Here is a 21,469-nt window from a genome sequence, read left to right as displayed (position 1 = left end):
CTTTCCATGTGCGCACGACGCGTTGCTATCGTTTCGGCTGCCTATACCCCCAAGCCTGGCAGCTCCCGAGTTCGTCAAACCTTTAAAGAGATGATCGTCGAGTCTGCCTATCAGGCACTCAACGCCATCAAGATGCACCCCCGCGAGCTTCAGGCGGTCGCCTATGGTTACCATGGCGAAGGCATTTCCGAATATGGCGGCCTGGGGCCCACCATTTCCGATGCTCTGGGCATCAGCCCTGCCCCTACTTTCATGAGCACTGCCAACTGCACCAGCAGCTCGGTGTCGTTCCAGATGGCCCACCAGATGGTTGCCTCAGGTGAATACGACATCGTCCTGTGCGGCGGCTTTGAAAAGATGACCGATCACTTCAACTACGCCGAATACATCGGCTCCAGCACTGAATGTGAGTACGACTATTTCCTGGGGATCTCACACACTGACGCCTTCGCCCTGGCAACGGCCGAATACTTTGAAAAGTTCGGCTATGCGGGACGCGAAGCGGATGTCCTGGCGACGTTTGGTCGGCAGATGCGCATCTACGCCCACAACACCCCGAGCGCGACCCGCTTTGGCGTGCCGATTCCGTCCTTGGAAACCCTCAAGAACAGTGAGGCGTGTGGTTCGATGTTGGCCTGGGGCGAAGCCAGCGGTTGCGCGATCCTGGTTGCAGAGCATCTCGCCCATCATTACACGACTCAGCCGGTGTTCGTCCGAGGCTGCGCCTATACCGGCGTGTCGCACTACTTCGGGACGCGTTATCACAACCCGACCTTGAAACATGCGGGTCTGCCGAAAGACGTGGGCATGGCGGTTTCCGCCAACTCGATAGCCTGTGCCGAAATCGCCTACAAAAAGGCCGGCATCACGGCTAAAGACATTGACGTGGCACAGGTCTACGACTTGCTGGGGGCTGGCCTGATTCAGATGGAGTCCATGGGCGTATGCGGTTTAGGCCAGGCTGGCGATTTTGTATTGGAAGGCGGCATAGCCCTGGACGGGCAACTGCCACTGAACACGGACGGCGGCAACATCGGACGCGGTCACGCTTCCGGTTGCGACGGCATCCTGCACATCACCGAACTCTTCCGACAGCTTCGTGGCGAATCCAACAACCAGGTCAAGGACGCTCGTATTGGCGTCTCGCAGAACCTGGGCGGTTACGCCGCGCATAACAGCGTCATTGTGCTTTCCAACGATTAAGGAGCCGACCATGTCCCTTTACCCAGAACAAATCCACCGCATGACCACTGCCAGCATGTTGCGGGAATGGCGCGAACACGGCGGCAAATATCGCCTCGAAGGCAGCCGGTGTCAGGATTGCAAGGAGATCTTCTTTCCTCGGCGTACGGTCTGCGGCGCCTGCAACTCAATGAACGTGGAACCGTATCGCTGTGCACGCACCGGCACTATCCAAGTCAGCGCCCACGCTGAAAACCCTGTCCTCGCCGCCATGGGGTATGGCGAAACCGTACCGCGCTTCATGGCGATGGTGCGTCTGGATGACGGTTTGGTGATTGCATCGGAAATCGTTGACGTCGTCGATCCACGCCAGGTTGTCAGCGGCGCGCCCGTACGCATGGTTATTCGTAAACATGTCCGGGAAAGCAACCTCGCCTGGCAATATGCCTATAAGTTCGTATTGGTGAAATAACAAGCGAATTGTCCGCCTGACCCCGCGCCATTCATAACAACATTCGATCTATACGGCCGGCCCGCCGTTGCTTTGATTCTGTTTTTCAGAGTCCTGCTTTGCCATTGCCTTAAACGTGTTATCCAACTCTTTATTGGCGTTAAGCCGAGGACTTGTCATGTCTACTCTTTGCAAACCCAGCTTGCTGTTCCCGCAACACAAGATCACTCAACAACAAATGATTGATCACCTGGAACAGTTGCACGATGACCATCCCCGAATGGCCCTTGCAAAACGAATGATCCAGAACACCCAGGTCAATGAGCGTCACCTGGTGCTGCCGATCGATGAACTGGCGGTGCACACCGGCTTCACCCACCGCAGCATCATCTATGAACGCGAGGCCCGTCGCATGTCGTCCATCGCGGCGCGCCAGGCCATCGAGAATGCGGGGCTGACCACCGACGATATCCGGATGGTTGCCGTGACCTCGTGCACCGGCTTCATGATGCCCTCGCTGACGGCTCACTTGATCAACGACCTTGGGTTAAGGACATCCACCGTACAACTGCCAATTGCCCAATTGGGCTGCGTGGCAGGTGCGGCGGCCATTAATCGAGCAAATGACTTTGCCAGCCTGTCGCCAGAAAACCATGTGCTCATCGTTTCCCTGGAGTTTTCGTCACTTTGCTATCAACCCGACGACACCAAGTTGCACGCGTTCATCTCTGCTGCACTGTTCGGTGATGCCGTATCAGCCTGTGTGATGCGAGCCGATGATAAGGCGCCTGGATTCAAGATTGCCAAAACCGGCTCTTATTTCCTGCCCAACAGCGAGCATTACATTAAATACGACGTCAAGGACAGCGGCTTCCACTTCACCCTGGACAAGGCCGTGATGAACTCCATCAAAGATGTGGCACCGATGATGGAAGAGTTGAACTACGAAACGTTCAATCAGCACTGCGCGCAAAATGACTTTTTCATCTTCCATACGGGCGGGCGGAAAATCCTTGATGAGCTGGTACTGCAGTTGGATCTGGATCCTGGCAGGGTCGCGCAGTCGCGGGACAGCTTGAGCGAAGCCGGGAACATCGCCAGCGTGGTGGTCTTCGACGTGCTCAAGCGCCAGTTCGACAGCGGACCTGATGCAGGCGCGACAGGCATGCTGGCCGCCTTCGGACCGGGTTTCACAGCCGAAATGGCCGTGGGCAAGTGGGTCGCCTGACGGGCCGAACCACAAGCACCAAGCCGGGGGCACACGTGCCCCTCGGCTACAGCCGTTGTGGTCGCAAGCGTCCAGCTCGTTCGAAAGGACTTCCAAAGGACCACGGATAGGAAGGAAAGGAACATGGAGAGAAAGTATCTGGCCACCCGACCTTGGGGGGGATATGAAAGACGCATGATCGTTCTTTTATCACTGAGCTTCGGGCTGGTAGGACTGGACCGATTCATCATCATGCCGCTGTTCCCGGTGATCATGCATGACCTGGCCCTGGACTATCAGGACCTGAGCCTGTTGTCGGCGATCCTGGCATTCGCGTGGGGCGGCTCGGCGCTATTCATGGGCTCGGCCATCAGGCTATTGGGCAGCAAGAAACTGCTGGTACTGTCGATCACCCTGCTGTCGCTTCTGGCCGGCGCTTCTGCATTGATCACCAGTCTGGTGGGCCTGGTGCTCCTGCGCGCATTGATGGGCGTCTGTGAAGGCGCGTTCACACCCGTCAGTATCATTGTCACCGATGAAGTGTCACAACCCTGCCGACGGGGACTCAACCTGGGGATCCAGCAGGCGTTGTTTCCCATCATTGGCTTGTGCCTGGGCCCGCTGTTAGCAGGGATGTTGCTTGAGTTTTTCGGATCGTGGCGCGCGGTATTTGCCATCATCTCGTTACCGGGACTGCTGGTGGCCTGGTATCTCTATAAGAGTTATCAACCTGCCAAGAGGGCGCACGCGGAGCCCATTGGTCAACCCTCCGACAGCCAGTGGCGAACGGCCCTGGGCAGCGGTAACGTGCGACTCAACATTGCCTTGATGCTCTGCATACTGACGTGTCAATTCGTTCTGTGCGCCCTGCTCCCCAGCTACCTCACCGATATTCTGCACCTGAGCAATTTCTCCATGGCCATGGTCATTTCCGCGATCGGCCTGGGTGGCTTTTTTGGTCAACTCGTCATCCCCGGCCTCTCCGACCAGTTGGGTCGCAAGCCCGTCGTTTCCGTCTGCTTCATGATCAGCGCACTGTTGGTGGGCCTGCTCATCGTCAGCCCGCCATTGCCCTGGCTGCTGTTCCTTCAATTGTTCTTTTTGTCATTCATCAACTTCAGCCTGATCTGCATCACCGTCGGGCCACTGACCAGCGAATCGGTGCCGCCCAGCCTGTTGGCCACCGCGACAGGCCTGGTGGTGGGGTGCGGAGAGATTCTGGGCGGTGGCGTCGCGCCCGTGGTCGCCGGCTACATCGCGATGACCTGGGGACTGACAGCCATCCTGTTCCTGGCGCTGGCGGGCAGCTTGACGGGTGGGTTGCTGTCCTTGCGGCTCAAGGAAGCCAACCCCACTTTCAACAGGCTTAACGACCGCAGCCCCCTACCCACCCACTTGATCCTGGAGGATAAGTCATGACGCATTACGTGATGTTGTTGGACGCTGCGGAGCCGCAACGCGGCCTAGGCGTGTTCGACTTCAAATCCGGTCACAGCCTGGAAGTGCGCCCATCGCAGCAAAACCTGTACGAAGCGCTTGTCTATTGCGCCCAGGCAAACCTGGACTGGGAAACCTATCTCAAGGGCCTGCCGTCCACCCCCTACCCACTCACGTCCACTGCAGTGAAATACCGGCCACCGCTCAAGCCTGATAACAACTTATCGGTCCAGATCAGCGAAATCACACTGTGCACCGCCAAGACAGAACAAGCCTGGTATTACAAAGGCAACGGACGACTGCTCACGACGGACGGCGAGCCTCTCCAGGTTCCCTACCATTCACAAAGCATCAGCAGCGAACCGTGCATCGTCTGCCTCTACTGGGTCGACCATTTTGGCGCGCTGCGCTTCATTGGCTTCACCCTGGGCAATGACATCCACGATCATGTGCTGCACGGCCGTGACGCCATTTCTTCCGCACAAGCCCGCTTGCGCACCTGCGCCGTAGCCCCGGCCTTGATACTGGGGGAAATGCAGGCCGACCTGGCCATCAACGTGCAGGTGGAACGCGAGGGCCAGCCATTGGCCGCCAGCCACCATCGAATGAGTTTGCATGGCTGGCAGAGCCTGCGTCGATATTCGCAGGAATTCCTGGAGAAACATGAGCAGTTTCTCGAACCCGGGCTCGTTCACTATGTCTTCCACAGCCTGAGCCACCGCACCACCCACGTGCCGCTTCAACACGGTGACTGGCTCAGCATCGACTGCCCCGAACTGGAACTGACCATGAGCAATCAGATCGTCGAAGAGGAGCTCGTGTCGCTGTTTCCCTTGCCCGCAAGACGCGCACGGCATAGCCCGTGCATTGACCTCCCCTTGTCGCCTCCCAGAAAATCCTGAGGATGGAATGGGTCAGGTCGTGCGTGCACCGGCCGAGCTGAAACCGTTAGGGCCGCCCTGCAAATCGGGTCTCTAACGGTTATTGCGCCAGATGGAAAAATTCAACGCGGCCGCCACGCACAGCCATGCCAGATACGGAAACAGAATCAGCCCGGTGATCACGTCCAGGCGCAATGACAGTACCACCAGGGCAGCCACGACAAGCCAGAGCAACGTGATGATCACCATGCCGGCGAACATCTGGTGCGCGCCAAAAAACACGGGCGTCCACAGCGTGTTGAGCGCGATCTGCGCCGCCCATAATGCGATCACCGCCTGGCTCCCCGGAATCAGCGTCAAGCGGTAGCCTGCCCAGGCCAGCGACAGATAGATCACGGTCCAGGCCACCGGGAACAGCCAGTCAGGGGGCGTGAAGCCAGGTTTCACGAGGGACGCGTACCATGAACCGGGCTTGAAGATGATCCCCGTACTCGCCGCGGCAGCACAGGCCAAGAGAAAAATGAAAAAGGTCATTGTCTATCCTTAGGGCAGACCCGTTACCTAGGTAAGCAGCCAGGCGGGTGATTTCAATGGTTGGTATGAGGCGCTTCGCCCCCCTCTCAGTCAATGACTCGATCATGGGGGCATAAATTCAATGGGACGTGGCTTTCGAGGCGATCGGGGGGGGGGCGTCTTGAGTAGACTGCCCCCATGAGAGCCATCGATCCCGATTTTCAAACGACCCAACGAAGACCTGTGGCAACCGTCGATCCTTCTGGGCCGGCAAGACCGAGTGTAGTCGCAGTTTTGGCAAGCGTAAGAGCGATGCAGGCTGCACGCTATTCCGGCGAGGAATACGCCCATGAAAAATCTGGATTGTATTTATCGCGCTCGAACTCGTAGCGTGTGCCCTTCATACAGATGGAGATGCCCCCCGTGACCGATTCCCGCCTGCGCCTGTACGTTGACGCTCAATTCAGCAGTCCCTATGCCATGTCGGTTTTCGTGACACTTCGCGAAAAGGACATCGAATTTGAGATGAGCCCGATAGACCTCGATGCGTCCGAAAACCTGGCACAGAACTATGCCAGCCTTTCGCTGACCCAACGGGTGCCCACGCTCGTCCAGGGCGATTTCGCCCTGTCTGAATCGTCGGCAATCACCGAGTACCTGGAAGAGGCCTTCCCGTTGACGCCGGTGTATCCGCAGGATCGATTCCAACGCGCCAAGGCACGCCAGGTGCAGGCATGGTTGCGCAGTGACCTGCTGCCAATTCGGCAGGAGCGTTCCACATTGGTGGTGTTCTATGGAGTCAAATCAGCGCCCTTGTCGCCAACGGCACAGTCGGCGGCGCGCAAGCTGGTCAGCGCCGCACAATCGCTGCTGGCCAACAGTCCGGAGTACCTGTTCGGCCAGTGGTCGATCGCCGACGTTGACCTGGCGTTGATGCTCAACAGACTGATACTCAACGGCGACTCCGTGCCCAGCGCGCTGGTGGAATACGCAGAGCGCCAATGGCAACGACCCACGGTACAGGAATGGGTCAAATTGCAACGTCCTGCGCTGTAGAAGACGCACTGCAAAACTTTCCGCGTAACGACAGGGGGCGGCCGGTTTCAGTGCTACAGTCTTGCTCTTTCAGGGCGAGGGTACATCATGCGGCTCATGCTAACGGCTATGATCATGGCGCTGCTGACAGGGTGCGCGACTGTCAACGAAAGCTCCAGCTACGGGCACATGTGCGGCCTCCATCCTTACTGCGGCGTGACTGTCGATCTGGAGATCATCAAAGGCGCGGCGGACGACGACGCCGGAGCCATGAGTGCCCTGGCTCCGTTTGCAGTCATTGACCTGCCATTCAGTTTTGTCGCCGATACGCTGATCCTGCCGTACACGATTTTTCATATGAAAAGTGCCGACGAGTAGCGGCATCCCGAGCACCTTTGAAAATCGGCCCCCGGCGTCCGATTCCTCATCGCTCATCCGAGATGCTCTGGCACGAGGAATCGGGGCGGCTGGGGAGCCGGGTCAAAGGTGCAGCGCCGGCCTGGCCTGGGCACCGCCATGGGCAGAAGGGACTCGGACACGCAACGCAATCAGCAGCGCGGCCAGCAGCATCAGCACGGCCGCCGCTACGAATACGCCTGCGCTGCCACCGAGACTGAACATCGCACCGCCAGCGGCGGCGCCCGTTGCGATGGCCGACTGCACAGAAGCCACCACCATGCCTCCCGCGCTTTCCGCCTGATCAGGTATTGCGCTGGCGACCCAGTTCGACCACGCCACCGGCACACCGCCAAAGGCCAGGCCCCAGATCGCCAGCAGCATCGCCTGCCCCGGCACCGAGGCCGGCAACAGAACCAACGCCAGTGCTGCGACGCCCACCAGCGCAGGCATCAACACCAAGGTGGCCAGTGGATGACGCTCAAGCAGCCACCCGGCCAACAGCGTGCCGCCGAAGTTCGCCACACCGAATCCCAGCAGCATCAGCGACAACCCTTGCGGGCCGATGCCGGTGGTGCCCTCGAGGAATGGCCGAACATAGGTGAACATCGCGAAGTGACCGCTGTGCACCAGCACACACCCGAACATCCCCATGGCGATGCCCGGGCGCCGCAAAACCTCGAGTACGGTGCGCAGACGTGCCGGCGTGCGCGGCGCAAGGCGCGGCAGCGTGAACGACTGGAAAGCCAGGGTCACCAGACCTACCGCCGCCGCTGCAAAGAACGCGCTGCGCCAGCCATATAGCCCGCCCAGGTAGCTGCCCAGCGGGACCGCAACCACCGTCCCGACGGCAATGCCGCTGAAAATGATCGAGAGCGCTCGGGGCAACAAAGCCCCCGGTACCAAGCGCATCGCCACCGCTGCCGCCATGCTCCAGAACCCGCCAAGGGCAATACCCAGCAAGATACGCATCACCAACAGCACCGCGAAGCTGGAGGAAACGGCGACCAGAAGATTGGATGCGATCATCAACAGGGAAAACCCCAGCAGCACCCAGCGGCGGTCGATACCGCGAGTCAGGCCTGGCACCAACAAGCCAGCGAACAGCGCAACCACCGCTGTTACCGTTACCGCCTGGCCAGCCAGCGCTTCGGACACAGCCAAATCGGTAGCCATCGGCGTCAACAGGCTGGCCGGCAGGTACTCAGCGGTGAGCAATCCGAACACGCCCATGGCCAACGAGAAAACAGCCATCCACGCAGGGGTTGCAGGTTCTACATCCAGCCCGGCGCCAGGACGGCTGTCGGATACGGCATTACACACACAGTCAGTCATTGCACGGATCTCCCAAATTTAATCGCGACCCGCAGTCTAGGCGGAGGAAACTGGATGATCTATGATCGAAAACCTCGTTTTTTTGACTGAAACGCCTGAATCATGCCGACCAATCAGTTTGCCCTCTCCTCGGATCTCATCAACGAACTGTTGCGCGGCATGCGTCTGCGCGGCGTCGAGTACCGACGTATCCAAGCCGGTCCAGCCTTCGGCCTGGGCTTCGCTGAAAAACCTGGGCATGCCTGGTTTCACTTCCTCGCGGTCGGCAATGCGGTGTTGCGGATGGAGGACGGGACTACGTATGCGCTGTCCGCCGGCAACGCCGTATTCATCTCCCATGGCGCGGCCCATCAACTGCTTTCCCATACGGACGTGCCTGTTCAGGACATCGACCGCCTGGACGGCGCCCCACTCGGTGATACGGTCAGCGCGGTGGATACCGGAACCGATGCCAGCCCCACGCCGACCACCCTATTGTTCAGTGGCTGCATGGAGTTTGAACTGGGCAGTATCCATGGCCTTGGCAGGCTGATGCCGGGCCTGATGTTGATTGATGCCGGCGGCCAACGTTACCCCGGACTGGTGCCTATCCTGACCACCATGGAACGCGAGGTCAGTGCCGCGCGTGTCGGCTTCGCCGGTATCCTCGCGCGTTTGGCCGACGTGGTGGCCGCCATGGTCGTTCGCGGTTGGGTGGAGTGCGCCTGCGGTAATGCCTCCGGCCTGGTCGCAGCATTGCGCGATCCGCGCCTGGCGGGTGCGCTACTCGCGCTCCATCAACAGCCGGGGCGCGACTGGACCGTTGCGCAGTTGGCGGAGCAATGCAACACCTCGCGCTCGGTCTTCGCGGACCGTTTCCAAGCGACGATTGGCATGGCCCCGCTGCGTTACGTCACTGAGTTGCGGATGCGGCTTGCGAGCCAGTGGTTGACGCTTGAAAGGCTACCGATTGAAGAGGTAGCGCAGCGCCTGGGCTATACCTCTCAGGCGGCCTTCAGTCGCGCATTCAAACGCATTACAGGCAAGACGCCTGGATTAAGTCGCCAGTCGAGGCAGTTCGCTGTTTCCTGAAGCCGAGCGGGAGTCGCGGAGGAACCATAGGGAGCGGCTTTGCACGGTCGTGAGCGTCAGGCAGCTTTCGGCCAAAGCTGTCTGATCACGCGTTGACCAGTTCCATGATGTGGGTGGCATGGACATCTTCTATTCGCACGAAGCCGCAGCGCAGGTAAAACGCATCGCCTCCAGAAGTATCGGTGGAAAGACGCACGCTCTGAACATGAAGGGCGGTCTGTGCAACCAACGCTTTTGCCAGCGCCTTACGGACGTGTTGATTCCTTGCCGCAGGTGCCACGTACACTGTCAACGTCGCTGGCGTTCATCACTGGTGATCGGCTGCCAGTCGTCAGGCACCACCGCAATCACGTCGATCTCCATCAGCCATTGAGGCTGGCCCAGGCCGGAAATCACCAGTCCCGTTGAAATCGGGAATACGCCTTTGAGCCACTTGCCGATCTCCTGATACACCGGCTCGCGATAGCGTGGGTCGATGATGTAGGTGGTGGTCTTGACGATGTGTGACAGGTCCGAGCCGGCTTCTTCGAGCAGTTGCTTGACGTTCTTCATCGCCTGCTCGGCCTGGGCTCGCGGATCGCCCAGCCCGACCAGATTGCCGTCGAAGTCGGTGCCGATCTGGCCCCGCACGTAAATCGTATTACCCGCGCGAACCGCCTGGCACAGGTCGTTATCCAAGGACTGGTTCGGATAGGTCTCTTTGGTGTTGAACATGCGAATACGGGTGTGGGTCGGTTGTGCCATGTGAGCTTGCTCCAAACGGAAGGTTGGCCGCGCCGGTGTTCAGCGCGGTGTGTCAGGCGCCGACGGGGCGGTCCAGGATCGGCGCGATCACCGCTGCGCACTGTTCATCCTCGCGCTGCGCTGCGTCGCGATATTCGAGGTAGGTCCGTTGGGTCGCGATGTGGTCGGCGACGTACTTGGCATCGTGCCAAACGCCCCAGATGAATGAAGACCCGCGCCGCGACTGCCATGGCAGCCCCAGGAAATAGATGCCTGACTCGCTGCAAACGCCGCGCTGGTGGACAGGCTTGCCCTTGGCATCGAATGCATCGACGTTCATCCAGCTGTAATCGGTGGCATAGCCGGTGGCCCAGATGATCGTGGTGATGCCCGCCTCGACCAGATCCAGCTCAAGGATCGGGTTACTGACGCACTCAGGATCGGGAAATACGCGACGTGCTTCGGGTTCGAGCGGCAGTTGCAGTCCGTTGCGCTCGATGTACGCATCGGCCGCATCGAGCACCGCCAGGTAGTTTTCGTCGCCCCGCGCCAGATTGTCGGCCAGGTCCGGTTGGAACGTCACGAGGCCCTTGTCGAACGAGCTTGTCACACCTACCAGCTTCATGCCGCGTCCGGCCAGTTCGCGAAAGTCCACGGTTCGCCCACCCTGGGCGCCGCTGACGGCGATCGTGACATGCTCGCGGCCCGGCTTCATCGTCGCCTGGTCCCACTCCCCCAGTACCCCCAGCCACCAACAGAAATCCCGATTGCGGTACGCACGCGGCGGCCGGTCATGCTGGCCCACCGAGAGATAGACCTGGCGACCGGCACGTTGCAGTTCATCCGCGATCTGGGTACCGGAGGACCCGGCGCCTATCACCAGGATGGCGCCTTCAGGCAACTGTTGGGGATTGCGGTAGTGGGCGGAGTGAATCTGCGTGAGACGCTCGTCTTTCGGGGCGATGGCCGGGATCACCGGACGCTGGAAAGGCCCCGTGGCCACGACCACTCGATTGGCCTGGATCACACCCTCGGATGTCTGGACAGTAAAGCCCGGACGACCGACATTGCGCTCGACCCTGCGCACCTCGACGCCGGTGCGAATCGGCGCCTTGAATTTGCGCGCATAGGCTTCGAAATAGTCGGCGACCCGCTCTTTCGGGGCGAAGCTGTCGGGGCTCAGGTCGTCGAACTCGAGCCCCGGAAAACGATCGTGCCAGGCCGGCCCGTTGGCGACCAGCGAATCCCAGCGCCCGGTGCGCCATGCTTCGGCAATCCGATTGCGCTCGAGGACCAGGTGAGCGATACCCAGTTTGCTCAGGTGCTCGCTCATGGCAATGCCAGCCTGGCCTGCGCCAACCACGAGCGTATCGATTTCAATGTTTCCAGCTGTCATACCGGTGTCCTTCACGAAGGCGGGTTTGGACGCATTCTGTGCAGGATCGGGAGAGAGCGAAATTATGTTTTTTGTCGTCGCAGAGCAGGAAAAAACTAGCTCACTCGCTCAGCATCCCATGACACATCAACCCCAGCACACTGCGCATGTGCGCCGCATGGGCCTCGCGATCTGGCACCGCTTCGGTCGCCAGCCGAATGAACGCCAGGTTCGCGTACTGGTTGAACAGGGTCGCGGCCACGTCGATATCGACTGACTCGCGCACCTTGCCTTGTTTCTGGAAATGCACCAGCAGCGCCTTGGCTTCTTCAACGACGGCGGCATTCCAGGGTTGGAACGCCTGGGCCAGATCCCCCGTGAACAGAAACGGCGCCAGCTCACGCCACAGCGAGGCCGGCATCGCACGCAGCTGATAACGGGTCATCAAGCCTTCGAGTTCACAGAGGGCGTCGAGCGGATCGGAGTGTTCGTCCAGATTCGCCCTCGCCTCGCCCATCGCCTGTTCATCCGGCGCCTTCAACAGGGCCAGCAGAATTTCCTGCTTGCCACCGAAATAATTGACCACCGTGGGCGATGAGACCCCGGCCTGATGGGCGATCTGCTCCAACGTGGTGGCGCCGAAACCATTGGCTTTGAACAACGCCAGCGCCGCCTCGGCGATGCTCTGTCGGCGCTGCTCTTTTTGTCGTTCTCTGAGTCCGGTCATGGCGCCCCAGGCGTGTTTTTTGAGTGATGCGCAGGTTACGGAAAAGGATTTCCATCAACAAATATTTTCTTTACAAAAATATTTTTAGCTGGCAAAACTTATTCCACATCCCCACCCCGACCTGGCACCAACCGTGAACGCGGACGCGGCGCCATCACCCCGGAGAAGTGCAATGTCCACCGAACTCGATCCAACCCGCACCACGCGTGATTACCAGGCGTCCGATGCCGCCCATCACATTCACGCCTTCGTCGATCAGAAGGCGCTGAACGAAGAAGGCCCGCGGGTGATGGTCAGGGGGGATCGACTGTCGCTGTGGGACAACGACGGCAATCGTTACCTGGATGGCATGTCGGGCCTGTGGTGCACCAATCTTGGCTATGGACGCAAGGACCTGGCCGCTGCTGCCAGCGCACAACTGGCGCAACTGCCTTACTACAACATGTTCTTCCACACGACCCACCCGGCGGTGATCGAGCTGTCTGAGCTGCTGTTCAGCCTGTTGCCCGCGCACTACAGCCATGCGATCTACACCAACTCCGGCTCCGAGGCCAACGAGGTGCTGATCCGCACCGTACGCAAGTTCTGGCAAGTGATGGGCAAGCCGGAGAAGAAGGTCATGATCGGCCGCTGGAACGGTTACCACGGCTCGACCCTGGCGGCGACGGCGCTGGGCGGCATGAAATTCATGCACGAAATGGGCGGCACGATTCCTGATGTTGTCCACATCGACGAACCGTACTGGTTCGCTCACGAAGGTCATCTGAGCCCCGAAGAATTCGGCCTGCGTGCGGCGCGTCAACTGGAGGAAAGGATTCTCGAACTGGGCGCCGACAAGGTGGCGGCGTTCGTCGCCGAACCGTTCCAGGGCGCGGGCGGGATGATCATTCCACCGCAGACCTACTGGCCGGAGATCCAGCGCGTCTGCCGCCAGTACGACGTGCTGCTGTGCGCCGACGAAGTGATCGGTGGCTTTGGCCGCACCGGCGAATGGTTTGCCCATCAGGCGCTGGGCTTCGAGCCGGATACCCTGTCCATCGCCAAGGGCCTGACCTCGGGTTATATCCCCATGGGCGGGTTGATCCTGTCGCGGCGCATGGCCGAAGCACTGGTGGAAAAAGGCGGCGTATTCGCCCACGGCCTGACGTACTCCGGCCACCCGGTGGCCGCCGCGGTGGCAATCGCCAACCTCAAGGCCTTGCGCGACGAGGGCGTAGTGACCCAGGTGAAATCCGACACCGGGCCTTACTTGCAGAAATGCCTGCGGGAGGTGTTCGACCATCACCCGCTGGTGGGTGAAATCCAAGGCATGGGCCTGGTGGCGGCGTTGCAGTTCGCCGAAGACAAGGCTACGCGCAAACGCTTCGCCAACGAGAATGACATCGCCTGGCGCTGCCGCACGCTCGGCTTCGAGGGAGGCGTGATCATCCGCTCGACACTGGGTCGCATGATCATGGCCCCGGCACTGGTCGCGACCCGCGCGGAACTGGACGAACTGGTCGACAAGACCCGCATCGCGGTGGATCGCACGGCGCGAGAATACGGGCGTCTGTAGGCAGCACCGCTGTCTCATCCGCAGGTTGAGAAGTTTTTACGTCGTCAGGCTCCACAAAAAACCTCGTTTCGCCCACTGCAGCGCATCGACACAATGCCCTCATGTACCGTCCCGTCCGGGCAGCGTCGCATCGCTGCCCGGACAGCGGATAGAGGCTCAGGACGAAACAGGACGAACACACCATGACGTTTTCCATCGTCGGCCGTTGCGCCGAAACCGGGCAGTTGGGCATCGCGATCAGCTCTTCCAGCATTGCCGTGGGCGCTCGTTGCCCGTGGTTGCGCCCGGGGGTTGGGGCGGTTGCCACGCAGAACATCACCCTCCCCGCCCTCGGCCCCCACGTGCTCGATCAATTGGAAAACGGCCTGTCCGTGTCCCAGGCGCTGGACAAGGCGCTGACCAGCAACGGCTATAGCCAGTTTCGCCAATTGACCGCCATCGATCACCTGGGCCAGACCGCCCACTTCAGCGGCAGCGAAACCTTGGGCATACACAATGCGCTCTCCGGTGAGCAATGCGTCGGTGCGGGCAACATGCTGGCCGATCGCGCGGTCGTCGAGACGCTGGTGCAGACCTTTGAAACCAGCGGCGGCCAGTTGGCCGATCGATTGATTGCAGCGATGCAGGCCGCCGTGGCAACCGGGGGTGAAGCCGGCCCGGTACACTCGGCGGCACTGGTGGTGGTGGGTGAGCTGACCTGGCCGATCGTCGATCTGCGCGTGGATTGGGCTGACGAAGACCCGATCGGCAAGCTGGCCCAACTATGGGCCGACTACAGCCCACAGATGCAGGATTACCTCACCCGCGCCCTCGACCCGACCAAAGCCCCCCGTTACGGCGTGCCCGGTGATGAATAAAGCACCGATGAGCGACGCAGGGTCCAGTAGCCGTGACCTGTTGGCCGCCCTGGTGGGCTTCGACACCACCAGCCGCGAATCGAACCTGCACCTGATCGAGTTCGTCCGCGATTACCTGGCGCAGTTCAATGTGCCCTGCGAACTCATCTACAACGAGCAGCGCAGCAAGGCCAACCTGTTCGCGACCATCGGTCCAGCTGATCGGCCAGGCATCGTACTGTCCGGTCACACCGATGTCGTGCCGGTGGACGGCCAATCCTGGACCGTGGCGCCGTTCGAGCTGAGTGAGAACGACGGCAAGCTGTTCGGGCGCGGCACGGCAGACATGAAAGCCTACATCGCCTGTGTCCTGGCGGCGGTGCCGGGGTTGCTGGCAGCGCCCTTGCGGATGCCGGTGCACATCGCGCTGTCCTATGACGAAGAAGTCGGCTGCCTTGGCGTGCGTTCGTTATTGGCCGAACTTGCGCAGCGCCCGGTCAAACCGCTGCTGTGCATCATCGGCGAACCCACCGAACTCCAGCCGGTGCTCGGGCACAAGGGCAAGTTGGCGATGCGCTGCGACGTGGCGGGCGCGGCCTGCCATTCGGCCTACGCGCCCCGGGGCGTCAACGCCATCGAGTACGCCGCCGAGTTGATTGCGGAACTGGGCCGCATCGGTTCGAGCCTGCGCGCCAGACATCTGCATGACACGCGCTTCGACCCTCCTTTCACCACCGTGCAAGCCGGCATGATCTCCGGCGGCAAAGCGTTGAACATCGTGCCTGCCGATTGCCGGTTCGATTTTGAAGTGCGTGCCCTGCCGGCCCAGGATCCGCTCAAGGTCGCAGAGCAGTTGCAGCAGTACGCAAGGGAGCAACTGCTGCCGCGCATGCGCGAAGTCAATCCGGGCAGTGACATTCACTTTCGGGAGCTGTCGGCGTACCCCGGTCTCGCCACCGATGCAAGGAGCGAGGCCGCGCAGCTGATTGCCCGGTTCTGTGGGTCAGACGCGTTCACGACCGTTGCGTTCGGCACGGAGGGCGGGCTGTTCGACGCCATCGGTATTCCTACCGTGGTGTGCGGCCCGGGCAGCATGGACCAGGGCCATAAGCCGGACGAATTCGTCAGCCTCGAACAGCTTGAAGGGTGCGATGAGATGTTGCGCCGGATGACTCAGGTCCTGGGCGCCAACTCCTGCCGACAATGATCCACAAACAGCTGCGCCGGCTTGGTCAATGACGCGCGGCGAAGCCAGGCGGCTGACAGTCCCGAGCCGGTGACCTGTTCGGCCAGCGGCACACACACGACCTTTTGCCCGTCGTAGGTGTAATCGGACTTGGGCCGGGTGACCAATATCGAGAAGCCGAACCCACGCCCCACCATGCCCCGGACCATCTCGATCGACGGTGAGCTGAACTGGATATGCGGGCTCAGGCCGCGCTCTTCGAAAATGCTGACGAAGTAGGTCCGGCTCGGCTGTACATCCAGCAGCACCATGGGCTCAAGCACCAGATCGTTGAGCGAAACCTTCGCCTGGTTGGCGAAGCGATGGCCTTCGGGCAACAACGCATAGGGCTGCTGCGGCGCCATCAGCGGCGCGGTTTCGATGGTGCTGTCCAGATCGTGCTCATAAAGAATCGCCAGGTCGATGCTGCCCGAGGTCAACGCCTGCACCAGTTCCTGTTGCTCACCATCGCGTATGCGGATTTCCACCCCCGGCCAACGGTCGCGGAAGCCGGCAATCAGCCGCGGCAGGTACAACGGTGCGACGGTTTCGAAACAGCCGATATCAATCTGGCCCGCGACGATGTCGTTGTCTGCCAGGGCGTTCTGCTCGAATTCATGGGCCACGCGCAGCAGCTCCTGAGCCTTGCGATAGAAACGCGCGCCACCCGGGGTCAGCGACACACCCTGGGCGTGGTGCCTGATGAACAGCTGCACGGCGAAACTCTCTTCCAGGTGCTTGATGGCGGTCGAGACCGAAGGCTGCGCGATGTAGAGCTTGCGCGAGGCCTCGGCCACGCTGCCGCACTCCACGGTGGTAACGAAGTACCTGAGTTGTCGCAGATTGTAAGCGGCCATAGCTACCTCGAACTGAGTGAACCGGGATACCGGATCCTGCGGGTTATTCTGCGATGTTCACAGCAGCGAACAAACAAGCAAATTGCTCGCCAGTGAAGCTAAAAAGCCTATCCTCAAGCACGGCATGGAGCGCCACCCGGGGCGTCTCAGGCGAGTTTTTTTATCAGTAGCAACGACATTTTTAATAATTTCCCGTCACCCACCGTTCCCCCACTATTGGCACCACTGATTTTGAACATGGCCCGCAGGCCAATCAGGAGTGTGCGGTGATGGATTTGAAAAGCTGGCAACGCCTGGCTGAGAACCAACGCTTTAACAGCATGGCCCTGATCACGGGCAAGCTGCGCCAGGCACACAGTGGCGAGACCTTCGCCGTGATCAACCCGGCCACCAACACCTTGCTGGCCAACGTGGCCGCATGCTCGGACACGGAGGTCGACGAGGCTGTCCAGAGCGCTCGCCAGTGCTTCGAAACCGGGCCCTGGGCGCGCATGCACCCCAAGGAACGCAAGGCCATCCTGCTGCGCCTGTCCGAATCGATCCTGGCCCATCGCGAAGAACTCGCGCTGCTCGACTCCATGAGCATGGGCAAGCCGGTGATGGACGCCTACAACATCGACGTGCCGGGTGCTGCCCATGTCTTCGCCTGGTACGCCGAAAGCCTGGACAAATTGTACGACCAGGTCGCACCGACAGGGCCCGGCACGCTGGCAACCATCACCCGCGTACCGCTGGGGGTGATCGCCGCCGTGGTGCCGTGGAACTTCCCGCTGGACATGGCGGCCTGGAAACTCGCGCCGGCGCTCGCCGCCGGCAACAGCGTGATCCTCAAGCCCGCCGAACAATCACCCTTCTCGGCGTTGCGCCTGGCTGACCTGGCGCTGGAAGCGGGCGTGCCGGAGGGTGTGTTCAATGTCGTCACCGGCCTCGGTGAACAGGCGGGACGCGCGCTGGGCCTGCACCCGGATGTCGACGCGCTGGCCTTCACCGGCTCGACCCAGGTGGGCAAATACTTCATGCAGTATGCCGCCCAGTCCAACCTCAAGCAGGTGTGGCTGGAGTGCGGCGGCAAGAGCCCGAACCTGGTGTTCGCCGATTGCCAGGACCTGGACCTGGCGGCGGAAAAAACCGCGTTCGGGATCTTCTTCAACCAAGGGGAAGTCTGCTCGGCCAATTCGCGGCTGCTGGTGCAACGCTCGATCCACGATGAGTTCGTCGAACGGCTGATCGAGAAAACGCGGCACTGGCAGCCCGGCGACCCACTGAATCCCGCCAGCAAGATGGGCGCCATCGTCGATGCCACCCAGGCTGCCCGCGTCATGGATTACATCGGCGAGGCGAGCGACAGCGGCGCACGACGGGTGGCAGGCGGTGAACGAGTCGTCATCAACGGCTCGGACAACTTCATCCAGCCAACGCTGTTCACCAACGTCACACCGGACATGCGTTTGTCCCGCGAAGAAGTGTTCGGCCCGGTGCTGGCGATCACCCGGTTCGACGATGAAGACCAGGCCGTGCAAATGGCCAACGAACACATCTATGGCCTGGCGGCATCGGTGTGGAGCGACGACCTCAATCGCGCGCACCGGGTCGCCAGCCGCCTGAACGCCGGAACGGTTTCGGTCAACACCGTCGATGCGCTGGACGTCAGCGTGCCGTTTGGTGGCGGCAAGCAGTCCGGTTTCGGTCGCGACCTGTCACTGCATTCCTTCGACAAATACACGCAACTGAAGACCACCTGGTTTCAACTGCGTTGAACCATGGACATAGCACTTGGGCGCTCTCATGAAAACCGAATATGACTACATCATTGTCGGCGCCGGTTCGTCCGGTTGCGTGCTGGCGAACCGATTGAGCGCCGATCCCGGCGTCAGCGTCTGCCTGATCGAGGCCGGCGGCCACGACAACAGCCTGCGTATCCAGACGCCCGCCGGGACCATCACGCTGTACAAAAGCAAAAAGTACAGCTGGAATTTCTTTTCCGCGCCGCAACCGCACCTCAACGGCCGAACGCTGCACACGCCGCGCGGCAAGGCGCTGGGCGGCTCCAGTTCGATGAACAGCATGATCTACATTCGCGGTCACGCCAGCGATTACGATCGCTGGGCGCAAGCCGGTTGCCCGGGGTGGGACTGGGACAGCGTGCTGCCCTACTTCAAGAAATCGGAGAACAACCGGCTCGGCCAGGACCCACGCCTGCATGGCACGGCAGGCGAATTGAACGTCGAGGCGGCGCGCGATCCCAACCCGGTGTCGCGACTGTTCATCAAGGCCGCGCAGCGCGTGGGCATCCGTCCCAACGATGACTTCAATGGCGACACCCTCGAAGGCTGCGGCCTTTACAACCTGACGCAGAAAAACGCCCGGCGGCTGTCGAGCTATCGCGCGTTTGTCGCCCCCGTGCTCGATCGCCCCAACCTCACCGTGATCACCGATTGCTCGGTGCAGGCGTTGGTGCTGCAACAGCGAGTGGCCAAAGGTGTGAAGGTGGTCGCGGACGGCAAGAACCTCGTCTTGGGGGCCAGTCGCGAAGTCATCCTGTCGGCAGGCTCACTGGGCAGCCCGAGCCTGTTGCTGGCGTCAGGTATCGGGCCCGCGAACGAGCTGGAACAAGCCGGGATCAGGGTTGAACATCACCTGCCCGGTGTCGGCAAGAATCTTCAGGATCACCTCGACGGGCTCATCACCGTTCGCTCGAAAAGCCCGCTGACACTGGGTTTTTCACTGGGCGCCTTGCCGAGCATTGTCCTCTCACCGCTGCGTTATCTGTTGGGTAAAAAAGGCTGGCTGACGACCAACTACGTAGAGGCTGGAGGCTTCGCCCGCACAGCGCTGGCCGACGCGCTGCCGGACGTGCAGTTTCACTTCGTGCCGGGCTATCGCAGCCACCGCGGACGGCTGTTCGAATGGGGCCACGGCTATGCGGTGCACACCTGCGTGCTGCGCCCCAGGAGTATCGGCGAGATACGCCTGGACCGAGAGGCCAGGCCGGTCATCGACTTCAACTTTCTCTCCGACCCCGAGGACGCCAGGGTACTGATCGAAGGCCTGAAACTGGCACGCCGGATCCTCTTCGATCAATCGTTCGATGGTATTCGTGGAAAGGAGATGCTGCCCGGCGCCCATGTACAGACGGATGAACAGCTGATGAGCTATGTGCGTGAGTATGCGGCGACGGTGTTCCACCCGGTGGGCACCTGCAAAATGGGCAACGACGCCATGAGTGTGGTCGGGCCGGACCTGAAGGTGCACGGCATCCAGGGCCTGCGCGTGGTCGATGCCTCGATCATGCCGACGCTGATCAGCGGCAACACCAACGCGCCCTGCATCATGATCGGCGAGAAAGCGGCGGACCTGATCCTCGGCCGAAACATCGGCGGTTGAAGACCTGAAATGACGGGAGGAAGCGCCGCTTGCTGCACCAGGAAGCGGCACTATCCAGCGCGCGCGCCCCAGGTTGGAACGCGATTCACAGCCCCTCTCCCACCCCAGTTTTTTCCTCATCAGCAACCACATATTTACTAATTTTCCTATCCCCCGACATCGGCCACCATCAACCCTGCCCCTAGAGGCGAAAAGGTCCGCAAGAGGCCATAAGCATTCTGTTTTACCTAGCCCCACTGCCCCGAGAAATAACGAACTAAAACCACGATTCCGGGAGTGTCAAATGATCAAGTCTTTCGTATCGCGTTGCGTGCGTCCGCTGGCCCTGACTGTAATCGCCGCCGGCGTTGCCAGTGGTGCTCAAGCCGGCACGCTGTCCATCGGACACACCACCTGGGTGGGTTACGGCACCCTGTACCTGGCCAAGGACCTGGGCTATTTCAAGGACCAGGGCCTGACCGTCGAGTTGCCAACCATCGAGGAAGCCTCGATGTACATGGCAGCCCAGGCCTCGGGCAAATTGTCCGGCTCGGCCTCGACCCTCGATGAAATCCTCAAGTACCGTCCGCAATTCTGCTTCAAGGCCGTGGCCGCGCTGGATGACAGCCACGGCGGCGACGGCGTGCTGGTGGGCAAGGACGTCAACAGCCTGCAGGACCTCAAGGGCAAGGCCGTTGCGGTCAACGAAGGTTCGGTATCGCAGTTCTGGCTCAACTACCTGCTGAAGAACGCCGGCATGAAGATGAGTGACCTGACCATCCAGAACATGACCGCCGACGACGCGGCCACCGCTTTCATCGCTGGCCGCGTACCGGCCGCGGTGACCTGGGAACCGCACCTGACCACCGTGCGCAACAAGCAGCAAGGCAAGGTGCTGGTGGACAGCAGCACGACGCCTGGGGTGATCGTCGACGTCGTGGCACTGAGCTGTGAGGTGATCGACAAGCAACCGGCCGACGTCAAGGCGCTGGTCAGCGGTCTCTACAAGGCCGTGCAATACACCAAGGACCATCCGAAAGAGGCCTACGCAATCATGGCCAAAGGGGTCGGTGGCTACCTCGCAGACCCGGTTGAACTGGAAGCCGCCGCCAAGGGCGTGCGTTTCTACGACCAGGCCATGAGCGAAAAGCTGCTAGGCAGTAACGGCAGCCAGGGTGACGCCGCCACGGTCATCAAGCTGGCCAACGAAACCGCCAGCGAGTTGCAGGGCAAGCCATACAACGTGAGCTACAGCGATCTGATCGACAACCGTTTCATCAGCCCGAAATAAACCAGGAGC

Annotated in this window: 21 protein-coding genes; 14 read left to right on the top strand and 7 right to left on the bottom strand. The window is 60.9% G+C overall.

The window, feature by feature from the left end:
- Nucleotides 1-6 precede the first annotated feature (6 nt).
- The 5 genes from J7E36_RS12590 (at nt 7) to J7E36_RS12570 (ending at nt 5,179) form a co-directional block, all read left to right on the top strand.
- Nucleotides 7-1,203 (top strand): thiolase family protein, encoded by a 1,197-nt coding sequence (locus J7E36_RS12590; protein ID WP_215003319.1) that lies wholly within the window; start codon nt 7-9, stop codon nt 1,201-1,203.
- A gap of 10 nt (nt 1,204-1,213) precedes the next feature.
- On the top strand, nt 1,214-1,654 hold the full coding sequence (locus J7E36_RS12585; protein ID WP_215003317.1) for a Zn-ribbon domain-containing OB-fold protein: 441 nt from the start codon (nt 1,214-1,216) through the stop codon (nt 1,652-1,654).
- Nucleotides 1,655-1,811: 157 nt separating this feature from the next.
- Complete coding sequence (locus tag J7E36_RS12580; protein WP_215003472.1) at nt 1,812-2,861, top strand: type III polyketide synthase; 1,050 nt, start codon at nt 1,812-1,814, stop codon at nt 2,859-2,861.
- Nucleotides 2,862-2,984: 123 nt separating this feature from the next.
- Complete coding sequence (locus J7E36_RS12575) at nt 2,985-4,259, top strand: MFS transporter (RefSeq protein ID WP_215003316.1); 1,275 nt, start codon at nt 2,985-2,987, stop codon at nt 4,257-4,259.
- A complete protein-coding gene (locus J7E36_RS12570; protein WP_215003314.1) occupies nt 4,256-5,179 on the top strand; it encodes a fumarylacetoacetate hydrolase in 924 nt (307 codons plus the stop codon). The genes J7E36_RS12575 and J7E36_RS12570 overlap by 4 nt, the downstream gene beginning before the upstream one ends.
- A 72-nt stretch (nt 5,180-5,251) precedes the next feature.
- Here the strand turns inward: J7E36_RS12570 and tspO are convergent, their stop codons facing one another.
- Entirely contained in the window at nt 5,252-5,692 is a 441-nt protein-coding gene (gene tspO, locus J7E36_RS12565; RefSeq protein ID WP_215003312.1) for a tryptophan-rich sensory protein TspO, read from the bottom strand.
- 402 nt (nt 5,693-6,094) lie between these two features.
- Between tspO and yfcF the strand changes: the two genes are divergently transcribed.
- Both yfcF and J7E36_RS12555 read left to right on the top strand, forming a co-directional pair.
- A complete protein-coding gene (gene yfcF, locus J7E36_RS12560; RefSeq protein WP_215003310.1) occupies nt 6,095-6,727 on the top strand; it encodes a glutathione transferase in 633 nt (210 codons plus the stop codon).
- 114 nt (nt 6,728-6,841) lie between these two features.
- Nucleotides 6,842-7,084, top strand: coding sequence for a YceK/YidQ family lipoprotein (locus tag J7E36_RS12555; protein WP_231286345.1), 243 nt, complete (start codon nt 6,842-6,844; stop codon nt 7,082-7,084).
- A gap of 102 nt (nt 7,085-7,186) precedes the next feature.
- On the opposite strand, the gene J7E36_RS12550 is transcribed toward J7E36_RS12555, so the two are convergent.
- Nucleotides 7,187-8,437 carry an MFS transporter gene (locus J7E36_RS12550; protein ID WP_215003306.1) on the bottom strand — a complete coding sequence of 417 codons (1,251 nt, stop codon included), beginning with the start codon at nt 8,435-8,437 and terminating at the stop codon, nt 7,187-7,189.
- Between the two features lie 102 nt (nt 8,438-8,539).
- On the opposite strand from J7E36_RS12550, the gene J7E36_RS12545 reads away from it, so the two are divergent.
- Nucleotides 8,540-9,508 carry an AraC family transcriptional regulator gene (locus J7E36_RS12545; protein WP_215003304.1) on the top strand — a complete coding sequence of 323 codons (969 nt, stop codon included), beginning with the start codon at nt 8,540-8,542 and terminating at the stop codon, nt 9,506-9,508.
- Between the two features lie 85 nt (nt 9,509-9,593).
- Here the strand turns inward: J7E36_RS12545 and J7E36_RS12540 are convergent, their stop codons facing one another.
- From J7E36_RS12540 to J7E36_RS12525, 4 genes are all read right to left on the bottom strand, one after another.
- On the bottom strand, nt 9,594-9,788 hold the full coding sequence (locus J7E36_RS12540; RefSeq protein WP_215003302.1) for a hypothetical protein: 195 nt from the start codon (nt 9,786-9,788) through the stop codon (nt 9,594-9,596).
- A gap of 8 nt (nt 9,789-9,796) precedes the next feature.
- Nucleotides 9,797-10,252 carry a RidA family protein gene (locus J7E36_RS12535; RefSeq protein WP_215003300.1) on the bottom strand — a complete coding sequence of 152 codons (456 nt, stop codon included), beginning with the start codon at nt 10,250-10,252 and terminating at the stop codon, nt 9,797-9,799.
- A gap of 52 nt (nt 10,253-10,304) precedes the next feature.
- On the bottom strand, nt 10,305-11,627 hold the full coding sequence (locus J7E36_RS12530) for a flavin-containing monooxygenase (protein WP_215003298.1): 1,323 nt from the start codon (nt 11,625-11,627) through the stop codon (nt 10,305-10,307).
- 100 nt (nt 11,628-11,727) lie between these two features.
- Entirely contained in the window at nt 11,728-12,333 is a 606-nt protein-coding gene (locus tag J7E36_RS12525; RefSeq protein ID WP_215003295.1) for a TetR/AcrR family transcriptional regulator, read from the bottom strand.
- 172 nt (nt 12,334-12,505) lie between these two features.
- Between J7E36_RS12525 and J7E36_RS12520 the strand changes: the two genes are divergently transcribed.
- From J7E36_RS12520 to argE, 3 genes are all read left to right on the top strand, one after another.
- Nucleotides 12,506-13,888 carry an aspartate aminotransferase family protein gene (locus J7E36_RS12520; protein WP_215003293.1) on the top strand — a complete coding sequence of 461 codons (1,383 nt, stop codon included), beginning with the start codon at nt 12,506-12,508 and terminating at the stop codon, nt 13,886-13,888.
- Between the two features lie 182 nt (nt 13,889-14,070).
- Nucleotides 14,071-14,745, top strand: a complete 675-nt coding sequence (locus J7E36_RS12515; protein ID WP_215003291.1) for a DUF1028 domain-containing protein — start codon at nt 14,071-14,073, stop codon at nt 14,743-14,745.
- A complete protein-coding gene (gene argE, locus J7E36_RS12510; RefSeq protein ID WP_231286344.1) occupies nt 14,738-15,931 on the top strand; it encodes an acetylornithine deacetylase in 1,194 nt (397 codons plus the stop codon). The genes J7E36_RS12515 and argE overlap by 8 nt, the downstream gene beginning before the upstream one ends.
- On the opposite strand, the gene J7E36_RS12505 is transcribed toward argE, so the two are convergent.
- Nucleotides 15,898-16,806: a LysR family transcriptional regulator gene (locus tag J7E36_RS12505; RefSeq protein ID WP_215003289.1), complete on the bottom strand. Its 909-nt coding sequence runs from the start codon at nt 16,804-16,806 to the stop codon at nt 15,898-15,900. The two genes, argE and J7E36_RS12505, sit on opposite strands and share 34 nt — an antisense overlap.
- Before the next feature lie 269 nt (nt 16,807-17,075).
- Here J7E36_RS12505 and J7E36_RS12500 point away from each other — a divergent pair, with 269 nt between their 5' ends.
- The 3 genes from J7E36_RS12500 (at nt 17,076) to J7E36_RS12490 (ending at nt 21,460) form a co-directional block, all read left to right on the top strand.
- On the top strand, nt 17,076-18,563 hold the full coding sequence (locus J7E36_RS12500; protein WP_251030612.1) for an aldehyde dehydrogenase: 1,488 nt from the start codon (nt 17,076-17,078) through the stop codon (nt 18,561-18,563).
- Between the two features lie 28 nt (nt 18,564-18,591).
- Entirely contained in the window at nt 18,592-20,190 is a 1,599-nt protein-coding gene (locus J7E36_RS12495; protein ID WP_215003284.1) for a GMC family oxidoreductase, read from the top strand.
- Between the two features lie 283 nt (nt 20,191-20,473).
- On the top strand, nt 20,474-21,460 hold the full coding sequence (locus J7E36_RS12490) for an ABC transporter substrate-binding protein (RefSeq protein WP_215003282.1): 987 nt from the start codon (nt 20,474-20,476) through the stop codon (nt 21,458-21,460).
- Nucleotides 21,461-21,469 lie beyond the last annotated feature (9 nt).

Source organism: Pseudomonas fluorescens, from assembly GCF_018614775.1.
GTDB classification, from domain to species: Bacteria; Pseudomonadota; Gammaproteobacteria; order Pseudomonadales; family Pseudomonadaceae; genus Aquipseudomonas; species Aquipseudomonas fluorescens_BY.
Note: the sequence above shows the minus strand (reverse complement) of the source record. Positions and strands in the feature narration are given on the sequence as shown.